The organism is Pseudanabaena sp. lw0831 (genome assembly GCF_016584665.1).
Classification (GTDB): Bacteria; Cyanobacteriota; Cyanobacteriia; order Pseudanabaenales; family Pseudanabaenaceae; genus Pseudanabaena.
Window position 1 is genome coordinate 1 of record NZ_BBJB01000011.1, and the last position, 12,814, is coordinate 12,814.

Below are 12,814 nucleotides of genomic sequence, written 5' to 3' on the forward strand. Positions count from 1 at the left end.
CTTTCTGACAAGCCATTTGGGATTGCTATAGATGATCTAGGATTGCTATAGATAATTTTTAAATATTTTGAGGAAAAAGTTTTGCCTACACTCGGAGTAAATATCGACCATATTGCCACCATTCGCCAAGCTCGTCGAGGAACTGAACCAGATCCAGTTGCAGCCGCCGTGATTGCCGAGTTAGCTGGCGCTGATGGGATTACAGTCCATTTACGAGAAGATCGTCGGCATATCCAAGAGCGTGATGTACGCTTGCTGAGACAAACCTTGCGGACTCGCCTTAATTTGGAAATGGCAGCAACTCCCGAAATGGTGGCGATCGCGCTTGATGTTAAACCCGACTATATTACGCTCGTGCCCGAACGCCGCGAAGAAGTTACGACTGAAGGTGGCTTGAATGTAAAGGCTCAATGCGATCGCTTAGGTAAATTTGTTCATCAATTACAAGGCGCAGGTATTCCTGTAAGTCTATTTGTCGATGCAGAAACGGAGCAAATTCAGGCTTCGGCGCGAACTGGTGCAAAATTTGTGGAGTTGCACACAGGAACTTATGCCAATGCCAAAAATGACGAAGAGCTGAAACGTGAGTTGGCAGCCTTAACTAAAAGTGGAGCTTTAGCGATCGAGCTAGGATTAAGACTTAATTCTGGACATGGTTTAACCTATTGGAATACCCGTGCCGTTGCTCAAATTGCTGGAATGGAGGAGCTAAACATTGGACATAGCATTATCAGCCGTGCTGTACTAGTTGGTTTAGAAAGAGCAATTCGCGAAATGAAAGAATTAATAAATCCATAAAAGAAAGAGCGCTTTGCGCTCCTTCTTTTATGGATTTATCCCAATCTTCATCCGCTCTTCGATATTCTTGATAACGATGTAAAGAATCGGAACGATGAACAGGCTCAAAAATGTCGCTACACACATGCCACCCATGACCGCAGTACCAATCGACTGACGCGCCGCCGCTCCTGCTCCTGTGGCAATCACAAGCGGGAAAATCCCGATAATGGTCGAGAAGGCTGTCATCAGAATTGGACGCAACCGTTGCTGTGAAGCCTCGATAACAGCTTTAGTAATACTTAAACCCCGTTCTCTCAATTGATTGGCAAATTCCACAATCAAAATTGCATTCTTACTTGCCATCCCAATCAGCATCACCAAGCCAATTTGGGTATAGACATCATTGGCGAAACTGGGATTGAATAGCCCGCGAAACATTACTGCCAACAGAGCGCCCAATACCGCCAGCGGCACGGTCAGCATAATGATGATAGGATCTATATAATTCTCGTACTGAGCAGCGAGAACTAGGAATACGAATACTACTCCTAGTCCGAAGATAAAGAAGGCACTGTTACCAGAGCCAATTTCTTCGAGGGATAATCCCGCCCACTCATAACCAAAGCTCTTAGGCAGAACTTCGCTGGTAATCTTACCAATTGCATCGATCGCTTGTCCAGAACTGACCCCAGGGGCAGTGTTACCTGTGATTTGGACAGAGCGGAAAAGATTGTAGTGATTGATGATCGAGGGACCAACGGTTTGGGTAACTTTTACCAAATTACTGAGCGCAATGATCTGCCCTGTTTGCGATCGCACATAGAGCTTATTGATATCGTCAGGATTGGAACGGAACTTAGCATCGGCTTGAACATAAACTCGATAAGTTCGCCCAAAGGTATTGAAATCATTGACATATTGCGAACCAAGCAAGGTCTGCAAAGTACTGTAAATATCTTGTAAAGAGACTTGTAAAGCATTGGCTCTAACGCGATCGACTTCCACCGTCAACTGTGGCGTATTGCCATTGAAGTTAGGCCGCAATCCTGCCAAAATCGGACGGCTAGGATCGGGATAGGTACTTGCTTTGCCTAGCAAGGCTCCCATTGTCTGTTCGATCGCGGGGAAACCTTGATTTGCCTTGTCCTGCAATTGGAACTCAAAACCACCATAGTTACTTAATCCTTGAATCGCTGGTGGAGGAAATGGAATCACAAACGCCTCCTTAATAGAAAGCAATTCAGGCATCAAACCAAAAGGCTTAGGAGCCATTCCACCGATCAGACTGTCTGCCGATCGCGATCTTTCTTTCCAAGGCTTTAAGGTTGCAAATACAATCCCGTTGTTGGGAGTGTTACCGCTAAAGCTAAATCCACCAATTGCAAAGATATTAGCAATTTCAGAATAAACGGGTTCACCCTTTTCATCCTTACGCCGCATAATTCCTTCAATATTTTCTAGCACCTTTTCGGTGTAATTAAGGGATACACCTTCGGGAGCCTGAACAATAGTAATAAAATAACCTTGATCTTCCTGTGGCAGGAAGCCTCTAGGCACGCTTGTGTATACCCAATAGGTCATGAAGAGTGAAATCCCAAATAGGATTATCAAAATCCCTTTGAAGTTAGTTGATTTAGTCACTAGCCACTGATAGTTGTGCCTTGTCCCATCAATTACCCAATTCACCCGATCAAAAAACCAATTGCTATGTGGCTGTTCTTGCTTGAGAAGCAGTGCGGCTAGGGTTGGCGAAAGTGTTAACGCATTAAAAGTAGAAACTGTAATCGAAAAGGCAATCGTCAACGCAAATTGTTTATACAATTGCCCAGTTGTCCCAGGGAAAAAAGCAACAGGGACAAATACAGCAATCAGCACCATAGAACTAGCGATTACTGCTCCCTGCAATTCATTCATGGCTGCGATCGCAGCTTGCACTGGATTCTCACCTTTTTCTTGAATACGGCGGCTAATATCTTCAACCACAACGATCGCGTCATCCACTACTAGCCCAGTTGCAAGCGTCAGCCCAAACAGAGTCAGGGTATTGATATTAAAATTGAGGAGTTTGATAAAAATGAATGTACCAATTAGAGCAACTGGAATTGCGATCGCAGGAATTAAGGTTGAACGCCAATTTTGCAGGAATAAAAAGATAATTACGATAACTAAAACTATCGCAATCAAAAGTGAAATAATTACCTCTTCAGTTCCAGCCTCAATGAAAGTAGTTGTATCAAAGGCGACCTCATAATTTAACCCAGGAGGAAAGCTTGGCTTTAGTTCTTGCAATACCTTCTTAACTGCATGCGCCACATCTAAGGCATTCGCATCAGGCAACTGAGACACACCTAAGCCAATCCCTCTAGTTCCATTAAATCGTAGTGATGAGCCATAATTTTCTGCTCCTAATTCTACTCGCCCGACATCACGAAGCTTGATCGGTGAACCATCACTAACAGTTCTAATTACGATTTCAGCAAACTCTTCTGTACTTTTTAATCTTCCACTTGCTGAAATCGAAAGTTGATATTGTTGATCGGGCAAGTTGGGCTGTTGCCCAATTTGACCCACACCCACCTGTAAGTTTTGTTGCTGAATTGCGGATACGACATCTTGAGCCGTTAATCCTCTTGCCGACAAGCGATTGGGATCTAGCCAAACACGCATAGCATACTTACGTTCGCCAAAAATAATAACGTTGCCGACACCCTTGACTTTCTTAATCGCATCAACAATATAAAGATCGGCGTAGTTACTCAAATACAGATCGTCATACTCTCCCTTTTCAGAATATACACCGATCGCAAATAGAAATCCTGAAGATTCTTTACTAACACGTACTCCAGTTTGCTGCACTGGTCCTGGCAACTGCGACTCTACCGTAGAGACGCGATTTTGGACATCAACTGCGGCAATATCTTTGTCTTTCCCTAGATCAAAAACCAAATCAACGGTACTAGTTCCATTATTAGAGCTAGTTGAAGTAAGATATCGAACCCCTTCAATTCCATTGAGTTCTCTTTCAAGAATATTTGTAACTGTGGACTCTACAACTTCTGCGTTTGCGCCAACATAGTTGGCGGTAACAGTGACTTTAGGTGGCGTAATTTCAGGATATTGGGCAACGGGCAACAGGAAGATACAAGCCGTTCCCAATAAGGTGATCACAACAGAACAAACTGTGGCAAATACAGGTCGTCTGATGAAAAAGTCAGAGATTGATAGCAGCATGGGCAGAGATATAGGAATTAAGTGTTTCGGAAATAAGCCTAGCCACTGACTGCACAAGGAACCAATTTTTTATGGCGCAGCTCCGCCGCGCCATAAAAAATTGGTTCCTTAATAAAAATACTCTCAAAATAATGCTTTCAAAATATTTGGCAATAATAGCACGCCCGCAATTAGCAAAGCTGCCAGAGCCGCAATTAGCACTGCACCAGCCGCGCAATCCTTGGCAATTTTGGCTAACTGATGAAACTCGCGCCCCACAGTCAGATCAACCACAGCTTCCAAAGCTGTATTCAATAATTCCAGTACTAGTACTAGGGCGATCGTCAAACTAATAATCGAGCAAGCGACGGCTGACAGGCGAAAATAAAGACTTAGAGACAATGCGATCGCGCCAATGATCAGATGAATCCGAAAATTGCGCTGTGTCCTAAAAGCGTAGCTAACACCCTGACCAGCATATTTGAAACTAAGTAGCAAATTTGTGGCAATTTGAAAAGAATCGTTACGTTGGGCTGCACTCTGTTCAGATGTTTCTAAGTTATCAGTCTTTGTCATTTGCTGGGATAAAGAAGTCGATTTAAACAAAAATAGTCTTGATGGCGATAAATCATTGTTCATGGATATTATTTCCCAAGAGACTTTGCTACGCAGTTGCCAAAAACTTTAAAGATTCTAACGCTAGTAAATCAGTTTACTCAAATTACACACAAAATAATTAAGTTATTGCTTGCTAATTTTTGCACTGATTGTCTACACTTTGCAGTGAAGTAAGCACTTCGGCATAATTGAAAAACCATAGCCACACACTATACTGCCCGCACAGCAGGCGGTATAGTGTGTGAAACCAATTTTGAGGCTTTCTTCGCCATTGGCGAAGAAAGCCTCAAAATTGGTTTCATAATGAGAATTACTGGATTTAAAGCCTGTATTGACATCGCAGTGGGCGGCAAAGGTTTTATACTTATTTGTCTACCTACAATATATGAGGACGCACTTCGTGCATCCACATATGATTACAGTGAAATTAGCTGCAACATTAGGTCTTGCTGTTTTAGCATTGCCTCTAAACTCTCTTCGTCAGGGTGATCCCAGCCTAATAAATGCAATAAACCGTGAGCCGCTAGCCAAGCTAATTCATAGGTTAATGAATGACTGCGTTCCTCAGCTTGACTAATTGCAGTGGTTTGAGAAATGATGATATCGCCCAAATAAGTTGGCTCAATATAATCAGAGTCGTCACTGGGAATCTCTGGCACATCTGACTCTAAAGCTGCAAAAGATAAAACATCAGTCGGGCGATCTAGTTGCCGATATTGCAAATTTAATTTTTGAATTGTTAAATCATCGGTAATGGCAAGTGATAGCTCGTATTCTCCATCTGCGATCGCCTGTTCAGACTGGAGATATATCTCCCACTTTTCAAACCATTCTTGCCATTGCTCCATTGCGATCGGGTGGCGATCGGCAACTTCAGAATAGATTTCACAGTACAAATCAATACTCAATGTTTTACAACCCCATAAGCTAAACGATAAAAGCTGACAAAAAACCAGCAATTTGGGACATTTTTGATTTAAGAATTAATTAAATTTATCAGCAAAAGCTAACAATAATTACAATGATTTTTATTTTTATTATTAGCCTTTTATGGTTTCCCTAAGCCGCTCAATATAGTAAAAAGACTGAGCTAAAAATCTTCTTAGTCACTACGTGGGTAAAAGAAAAATTGGAGTTTTAAATTTAATTGTTTCTACCAGCTTAAAAGACAAGTTTGATTTACAATCCACAAAGGTTGTTGTATGAATCCTAAATGAGTTGTCATGCAATTTAATAACAAGGGGCTTAAGCCTCTTGTCTTTCTTACAAATGGTTTATGATTGCTATAGTAGTTTTAAATAATCTAACAATCAAAGTCTAGAGATTAGAAGAAGATCAAAGCAATTCTTATGCTCTCTTGGATTTGCATTATTAATGTTTTTGCGATCGCTAACCTAATGAAAGACGATCGCTAATCCTAGTAACGCTCCTATTACCCCAAAGACCGTAAGCGCGAGATGAAATAGAGATACACTTCCTTTTTCAACCATATTTCGCATGGCAAGTTTCACAAAACTATCTTGCTCTTTTGGCTTATTGCTAGTTGCAGTTAGTTTGTTAGGATCAATGCTATTACTGTTATTTAAATCGGAATTGGATGAAGTGTTGGGATCGCTATTCATAGTTTTCTAGATAATCGGCATAAATTTAACAGTAACTTTAAAGTAAATCAAAAAAGATCTAAATCTTAAAAGGATGTAATCTCCTATACATAAGTCAATATAATATGATGATTCATCTTGGTTGGATCGGTGATTTCGGGAATCGATCATCATCGATAATTCACAGAAAAATATTTATGTCTTGATTGTTGTCTCCTTAAGGAAAGTTTATCATCAACATTCGTCATACCCTATAGAATTAAAAATGTAATCTTTACTAGATGATGCAAAATAAGTATAAGTAATTTTGCTGTTGTATAGTACAGTTTGCAAAGGCAGAATTTATATGCCTAACATAGTTAGCTCAAGGAGAATATTACTGTGGCAGTTGAAAAAGTCAACTCTTCCTCTAGTCTAGCGGAAGTGATCGATCGCATTTTGGATAAGGGCATCGTTATTGATGCATGGGTAAGAGTCTCTCTAGTGGGAATCGAACTATTGTCAATCGAAGCTCGTGTTGTTATCGCCTCTGTGGATACATATCTCAAATATGCTGAAGCAATTGGTCTCACGGCATCGGCGGCTACACCTGCTGTAATCGTATCGTAATCGCCTCTGTGGATACATATCTCAAATATGCTGAAGCAATTGGTCTCAAGGCATCGGCGGCTATACTTGTTATTTAGTTAAATTATTTAGTTAAATATTTACGATTAACTATGCTAGTAGTAAATTATTAACTAAATAGATCATCTAGATCATCAGCCTACCGATTTCTTTTCTACTCCCTTCCGCCTAAAACACTATCTTGTTGGTTTAGTGCTGACAAAGCAGTTAGCAGTTAATTTTGGCAAGGTAGTTACTAGGGCGGGAAGGGAGATTAATGGAAAAGTTTGAAGCAATTTAAAAGTGATTTAAAAAAGAGAATTTGAGGTTACTGCTATGGCTTCTTTGATGCAAGAATTTGCAGAAGCAAGAAAACGACGCTTGCTTGAAAGAACGAGTTTTTTGGTTGATTGTCAGTTAGCTTCAGAAGCTCGACAAGAAGAAATTCAAAATCGATCCAACCAAGTGTCGCAATACTTGCAGGAGCTATCCATTGCCCGTGGCGATCAAGCTATTGAAGATAGTGCTGAGCGTGCTCAAGATGTCAGAACTCGGACTTTCAAAACGAGATCGCTACTGAAACATATTCACAAAGCACGTATTCGGGCAAGTAATGCTGACCGTATGCAAAGGCTACAGGTTGAATCTACTCGGCTTGCTGAAGCTGAATCTGACCGTATGCAACGGCTACAAGTTGAATCTACTCGGCTTGCTGAAGCTGAATCTGACCGTATGCAACGTCAACAACTAGTGAAGGAGAGAGCCGCTTTTACTCAAATACAAATAGAAGAATTTACTGAAACTCGTCTCGCTAACGGAACTCTTGCAGCACAACAAAGAGCGCAGGTTGAAGCTAATCGCCTCGCTGATGCTCAAGATCGAGCTTTGAGATTAAGTGCTTTTCGCTCTCAATTAAAGAATTCGGTTTGGGGAAGTTCAAACTCATTAGCAGCAACTGATTTTGTTGCGAAAATGCCTGCTAAGTCATCTCCAGATATCTCGGACAAATTGAACGCAAATCCAAAAACGAAAGTTGCTGTTCAAGTCTCAGAATTGGCAGTGAGTAAACCTGCCGAGGTGAAGCACACTCTTAAAGAAATACCTAAAGCTTCAGGCAAAATCGAGCAATTTGTGGTTGACTATGTCGCTCAATTATCGACAAACTCAAGCTTGTTAGAGGTCGTCAACGATCGCGATACAGTGAGAGATTTGCTCGCTCAAGGTGCAAACACGCTCAAGGTCGATCCTTCTGATATTCTAAATACGCTGCTTCAGATGGCAGAAGGCTCCAAAACATGACTACAGTACTTCATGCTAATGCACGGCAGTTCATTAGCACTGACTTCACAAAACAAATAGTTCGTCGCGCCTTACGGTATTTACAATCAGGCTTTGCGATTCATTTGCGTGGGCCTGCGGGTACTGGCAAAACTACTTTAGCGATGCATCTTGCTGGTTTAGTCGGGCGACCCATGGTGTTGATTTATGGTGACGAAGATCTGCGATCGTCACAACTGATCGGCTCTAACTCAGGCTATACCCGCAAAAAAGTTGTGGATAACTACATCCACTCGGTCTTGAAGGTAGAAGACGACTTGCGTCAAAGCTGGACAGACTCGCGCCTTACCTTAGCGGCGAAAGAAGGGTTTACTCTGATTTATGATGAGTTCAACCGATCTCGCCCAGAAGTTAATAACGTTCTGCTCAGCGCCCTTGAAGAAAAGCTGATTGTGCTACCTCCCGATAGTTCTCAGACAGAGTATGTGCGCGTACATCCGATGTTTCGAGCGATCTTTACTTCTAATCCTGAAGAATATGCGGGTGTGCATCCGACTCAAGATGCATTGCTCGATCGCATGATCACGATTAACATTGGCGAAGCCGATCTGGAAACCGAAAAGCAGATTTTGGTAAATCGGGTTGGGCTAGAGCGTACTGAGGCTCTAAAACTAATCAATTTGATCCGAGGATTTCGCCGTCAAATTCAGTGTAGTAAGGCTTCGAGTTTAAGAGCTTGTCTGCTGATTGGCAAAATTTGTCATGAGCATGAAATTGCTATCTCTGGGAAAAATGATGATTTTCGCGATCTATGCTTTGATGTACTGATTTCTCGCTATGGTAGTGGTGATCCCGAGTCAGAACTCGGACTCGCAAAATTATTGGATCAAATACCATAATGTCTCAAGCCATAAGACCGCAAGCAATAAAGACCAGCACGACCACGGCTGGCTCCTCCCTTGCGGATATTCTAGAGCGAGTATTAGATAAGGGAATTGTCATTGCAGGTGATATCACTGTTTCTGTGGGCAGTGTGGAGTTACTGAGCATCAGGATTCGTTTGCTAGTTGCATCTGTGGATAAAGCCAAGGAAATCGGAATTAACTGGTGGGAGTCCGATCCCTATTTGTCTTCGAGAACTCAGGAGTTACTTGCGTCTAATCAACAGTTACTAGAGCGAGTAAATCTTTTAGAAAGAGAGTTAGCCGCGACAAAGCAGCTAACCGAGAATTAGCTAATGGATGCGCGAAGCGCCTCCATTAGTTTTTTATAGTTTTGGCAAACTTTTTGAGACTGATAAAGGCGATCACTAAAGCAAAAAGGCTTAACAGAGATCCATTCATGGATGAGATTTCGCCTTGAGTTATGACTAATGCGGCAACCAAGGCGGTCGCCATGCCATTACCACCAAAATATAAGCCTGTCCCAAATCCTGCTTGATTTGAAGGAACCATCGCTAAAGCTAGAGGAATAGTATTTGTCAAAACTAGACCTAGTGCAATCGCCGCGATCGCACTAATCAATATCAAATAAATACCATTTTGACTTAATGCTGTAAGAGTAAGACAACCTGCGATCGCCGCTAGTCCCAAACCCATTCCAAATGCTACTTTCTGTCTGGGAAATAGCGATCTTAGTAGCGATCGCAAAGGTAATGTAGAAATCCCTGCAACTAATAGAATCGCTGATTGGATATATTCAATGGAAAGATTCATATTCGCTTGGAAAAGATGACTTGGGAGAATATGAAGCAGCAAATTAATTTCTAACCCAGATCCTAAGCCTACGACGAAAGGCAAAGCATACATGATTAGCGACTTTGTGGTTAGTTTTGTGGTTGAGACTTCTGGACTTGTTGCTGTGACTAGATGGCGTGGCATCGAGCCCCATAGCAGAACCGAACCAATTAATAAAGCGATCGCCCCTAAGATAAAAGTCATGGATGCGCCAATCTGTTTGAGTATTAAGCCTAATATTGGGCTGGTGGCGCTAGTGATTGCCAATACAAGCGCCAAAATGGCATTAGCTTGAGGCAACTGGCTAGTTGGCGCAAATCCTTGGAGCAGAGCGATCGCTGGCCCTCGAAAAATAATCATCGCAATTACCCACATCGTCATCATCACAGGGACAATCCAGCGCATTCCCTCCGCAAGCTGCGTTTCGACCAGCCACGAAGCGATCACAAAAATTAGTCCCGCAAGGGTCACCCCTACGACAATCTGTGGCAATCGACTGCCAAATCGACTAAGAACGCGATCGGAAAACCAACCTACAATTGGCTCCACGATCGCGCCGAGCAGCCCCTGAAAAATCCCTAGCCAGATCGCTAAATCAACAAAGCCAATCCGCGCCAAAATTCTTGGCTGATAAAATCCATAAGCAATCCAGCTAAAGGTAATTGCAGCTAACAGTGCTGCCAATCCCCCAACCTGCAGCCACAGAATTTTTGTAGGGGCATTTGGGAAAGAATTAGTTTGAGCATCAGTCACGACATTCATTGCTTGATTAAAGAGCGAAGATAAAAACAACATGTAAAAAGCCTTGCAAAGCAAGGCTTTTTACATGTTAATTAGACTTTGAGAATCCAAACATCGCGGGTGTCTTTGCTGACAAAAGCAGCAGGAACCACATTCAGAGCAACGCCCAAGGATTGGAACGCGGCTCGAATTACAGTGGCATGGGAAGCTTCAGTGGAACCAATACTTGCACCTGCGGTAATCAGATCAGGGCTTTTGAGAGTTGCGACCTCACGTCCATAGGCGATCGCTGCATCTACCTCTAACGCAAGGGCAAGCTTGGCAATATTCACATCTGAGTCGAGATTGCCTTCTCCCTTTTCGATATAGGGTGTGACTGTCTTGAGATATTCAGTCTTTGCCATTACAGGGCTACCACCGAGTTTCTTCACTACCGCAGTCAGCAAATCACGATGTGCTTTGTGATCAGCTTGATTGGCTAAGGCGATCGCCAAAACAGCTTTACCAACATTGCTAGATGAGAGTTTACCTGCCGCAAACCCATAAGCCCAGATTGCTTGATGCTCATAGAACAAAGCATTATTAAGAACCTTGATGTCATTCATAACATCGTTTTTCTTGGGCATAGCCATGACTTCAGGGACAACTGCGACACTTGCAATTCCCATAGCCCCAAATAAGCCCGCTTTAATTAATTCGCGGCGCGAAGCGGAACGAGAAAATCTTTCTGCTCTAGACATGGTTTTTACCAGATGATATATAGTTGAAAATCAGTTGTGGCTGGTCAGCGATCGCAAATGCAAATGATCTTAAGTAGCTAGGCATAATTACAAAACCAGAACCAAAAACTGTGCCGCCCGCTGTGCGGGCGGCACAGTTTTTGGGGTTTTATATTTAATTGTGACTAGCTACTTGGAGATTATTGAAGTCGCTGATTTAAATAGGAATACGAAGAGGATCTGATCTTGGATTCATGCGATCGCAAAGTTCTTAAAATTGACAGTGACAGTAAGGTTGATGAAATTTCACTAATTAGCCGAATTGCGGAAATGGATCAAACTGCCCTGTCGTTGCTCTACGATCGCTATTCCAGAGTGATTTATACGATCGCCTATAAAATTCTTAATTCGTCTGAAGAATCCGAAGAGATCGTTTTAGACGTATTTACTCAAGTATGGAGAATTGCTAAAAATTACAATTCCCAAAAAGGTAGAGTAGATACATGGCTGTTCATGATCACCCGCAGTCGGGCCTTAGATCGCTTACGCAGTCATACAAGGTTTGGCAAAGCTGTTGCTGCTTCAGAAGATGTGCTAAAAATGCATTCGCATACCGATAGTCCAGAAAAAGATGTGCTAATGCAAGAGCGAAGCTCCTATGTTAAGGCTTGTCTCAATAAACTTCCCGACGAGCAACGTTTAGCTTTAGAACTTGCTTATTTCAGTGGACTTAGCCATAGTGAAATTGCTGCCAAAACAGGGCTTTCCCTTGGCACTGTAAAAACTCGCATTCGGCTTGGGTTAAAAAAATTACGAGAAGCGATTGGCGATGAGTGGTTTAGTTTTTAGGGAATGCTAGTAACAGCCAACAACAAAAATTAAAATCCAAACGTTAAATAAGGGAAGCTAAAAGCTAAAAAATCAGGATCTAAACTGCATGAATCAAGAAGAAATTAATAACCTATTAGCATTAACAGCCATTGACGCGATTACGCCTGACGAGATTCAATCCGTAGAAGAACTTGCAAGTTCCTCACCAGAAATAGAGAAAGAATTGCGATCGCTACGTGACACTGCGGCAACTCTTGCCTATACTGAGCCATCCTTAGATGTTCCTGCTGGTCTCAAACAGAGGCTCTTTAAGCGCATTCAACAAGAAACAGAAGCTAGGGATTTTGTAGCCTTGCGATCGGGAGAACTTCAGTGGAAACCGCATCCTGTTAAAGGATTAATGATGGCAGTATTAAAAGTTGATCGCGAAAATAGAGAGATATCAGCATTAATTCGTGCTGAGGTGACTGTTGATTATCCATCCCATCGACATGCTACGGGGGAAGAAATTTTTATGCTTGAAGGTGAGTTAATCGATCGCGGTGTTACTTATAAAGCAGGGGACTATCTCTACTCTAAGGCTGGATCTGTTCATACACCAGTTGCGATCGCTGGCTGTATGTTTTTTGTGAAAACATCTCTAGATGATAATTTTCTTTAAAAGTGCTAGCTCTAAGCCCTTTTAAAGAAAATC

13 protein-coding genes are annotated in these 12,814 nt (G+C 42.2%); 7 read left to right on the plus strand and 6 right to left on the minus strand.

Translation table 11 applies throughout. The features are described from left to right. Window positions 1–81 precede the first annotated feature (81 nt). A complete protein-coding gene (locus APA_RS02305) occupies window positions 82–798 on the plus strand; it encodes a pyridoxine 5'-phosphate synthase (protein WP_201320709.1) in 717 nt (238 codons plus the stop codon). 27 nt (window positions 799–825) lie between these two features. On the opposite strand, the gene APA_RS02310 is transcribed toward APA_RS02305, so the two are convergent. The 4 genes from APA_RS02310 to APA_RS02325 form a co-directional block, all read right to left on the minus strand. Then, window positions 826–4,011, minus strand: coding sequence for an efflux RND transporter permease subunit (locus APA_RS02310; protein ID WP_201320710.1), 3,186 nt, complete (start codon window positions 4,009–4,011; stop codon window positions 826–828). Window positions 4,012–4,134: 123 nt separating this feature from the next. Next, window positions 4,135–4,629: a diacylglycerol kinase family protein gene (locus APA_RS02315; protein WP_201320711.1), complete on the minus strand. Its 495-nt coding sequence runs from the start codon at window positions 4,627–4,629 to the stop codon at window positions 4,135–4,137. Between the two features lie 395 nt (window positions 4,630–5,024). Beyond that, a complete protein-coding gene (ybeY, locus tag APA_RS02320; RefSeq protein ID WP_201320712.1) occupies window positions 5,025–5,516 on the minus strand; it encodes an rRNA maturation RNase YbeY in 492 nt (163 codons plus the stop codon). A 486-nt stretch (window positions 5,517–6,002) separates the two neighbouring features. Further along, a complete protein-coding gene (locus APA_RS02325) occupies window positions 6,003–6,230 on the minus strand; it encodes a DUF3285 domain-containing protein (RefSeq protein ID WP_201320713.1) in 228 nt (75 codons plus the stop codon). Between the two features lie 360 nt (window positions 6,231–6,590). Between APA_RS02325 and gvpA the strand changes: the two genes are divergently transcribed. From gvpA to APA_RS02345, 4 genes are all read left to right on the plus strand, one after another. Beyond that, window positions 6,591–6,818, plus strand: a complete 228-nt coding sequence (gvpA, locus tag APA_RS02330) for a gas vesicle structural protein GvpA (RefSeq protein ID WP_201320714.1) — start codon at window positions 6,591–6,593, stop codon at window positions 6,816–6,818. A gap of 333 nt (window positions 6,819–7,151) precedes the next feature. After that, a complete protein-coding gene (locus tag APA_RS02335) occupies window positions 7,152–8,114 on the plus strand; it encodes a hypothetical protein (RefSeq protein ID WP_201320715.1) in 963 nt (320 codons plus the stop codon). Next, on the plus strand, window positions 8,111–8,992 hold the full coding sequence (gene gvpN / locus APA_RS02340) for a gas vesicle protein GvpN (protein ID WP_201320716.1): 882 nt from the start codon (window positions 8,111–8,113) through the stop codon (window positions 8,990–8,992). The genes APA_RS02335 and gvpN overlap by 4 nt, the downstream gene beginning before the upstream one ends. Continuing rightward, complete coding sequence (locus APA_RS02345; RefSeq protein WP_201320717.1) at window positions 8,992–9,327, plus strand: gas vesicle protein; 336 nt, start codon at window positions 8,992–8,994, stop codon at window positions 9,325–9,327. Before gvpN ends, APA_RS02345 begins: the two co-directional genes overlap by 1 nt. Window positions 9,328–9,352: 25 nt before the next feature. On the opposite strand, the gene APA_RS02350 is transcribed toward APA_RS02345, so the two are convergent. Continuing rightward, entirely contained in the window at window positions 9,353–10,591 is a 1,239-nt protein-coding gene (locus APA_RS02350; RefSeq protein WP_236579374.1) for an MFS transporter, read from the minus strand. A gap of 71 nt (window positions 10,592–10,662) precedes the next feature. Beyond that, window positions 10,663–11,310 carry a ferritin-like domain-containing protein gene (locus tag APA_RS02355; RefSeq protein WP_201320719.1) on the minus strand — a complete coding sequence of 216 codons (648 nt, stop codon included), beginning with the start codon at window positions 11,308–11,310 and terminating at the stop codon, window positions 10,663–10,665. A gap of 225 nt (window positions 11,311–11,535) precedes the next feature. On the opposite strand from APA_RS02355, the gene APA_RS02360 reads away from it, so the two are divergent. Together APA_RS02360 and APA_RS02365 are read left to right on the plus strand one after the other, a co-directional pair. Beyond that, window positions 11,536–12,138 carry a sigma-70 family RNA polymerase sigma factor gene (locus APA_RS02360; protein ID WP_201320720.1) on the plus strand — a complete coding sequence of 201 codons (603 nt, stop codon included), beginning with the start codon at window positions 11,536–11,538 and terminating at the stop codon, window positions 12,136–12,138. An 88-nt stretch (window positions 12,139–12,226) separates the two neighbouring features. Next, on the plus strand, window positions 12,227–12,781 hold the full coding sequence (locus APA_RS02365; protein WP_201320721.1) for a cupin domain-containing protein: 555 nt from the start codon (window positions 12,227–12,229) through the stop codon (window positions 12,779–12,781). Window positions 12,782–12,814: the final 33 nt, after the last annotated feature.

Bases quoted from the DNA above. Each gene is read 5' to 3' on its own strand.
- APA_RS02310 (WP_201320710.1), bottom strand. From the start codon at position 4,011: ATGCTGCTATCAATCTCTGACTTTTTCATCAGACGACCTGTATTTGCC.
- APA_RS02315 (WP_201320711.1), bottom strand. From the start codon at position 4,629: ATGAACAATGATTTATCGCCATCAAGACTATTTTTGTTTAAATCGACT.
- APA_RS02325 (WP_201320713.1), bottom strand. From the start codon at position 6,230: ATGAATAGCGATCCCAACACTTCATCCAATTCCGATTTAAATAACAGT.
- APA_RS02335 (WP_201320715.1), top strand. From the start codon at position 7,152: ATGGCTTCTTTGATGCAAGAATTTGCAGAAGCAAGAAAACGACGCTTG.
- gvpN (WP_201320716.1), top strand. From the start codon at position 8,111: ATGACTACAGTACTTCATGCTAATGCACGGCAGTTCATTAGCACTGAC.
- APA_RS02345 (WP_201320717.1), top strand. From the start codon at position 8,992: ATGTCTCAAGCCATAAGACCGCAAGCAATAAAGACCAGCACGACCACG.
- APA_RS02350 (WP_236579374.1), bottom strand. From the start codon at position 10,591: ATGAATGTCGTGACTGATGCTCAAACTAATTCTTTCCCAAATGCCCCT.
- APA_RS02355 (WP_201320719.1), bottom strand. From the start codon at position 11,310: ATGTCTAGAGCAGAAAGATTTTCTCGTTCCGCTTCGCGCCGCGAATTA.
- APA_RS02365 (WP_201320721.1), top strand. From the start codon at position 12,227: ATGAATCAAGAAGAAATTAATAACCTATTAGCATTAACAGCCATTGAC.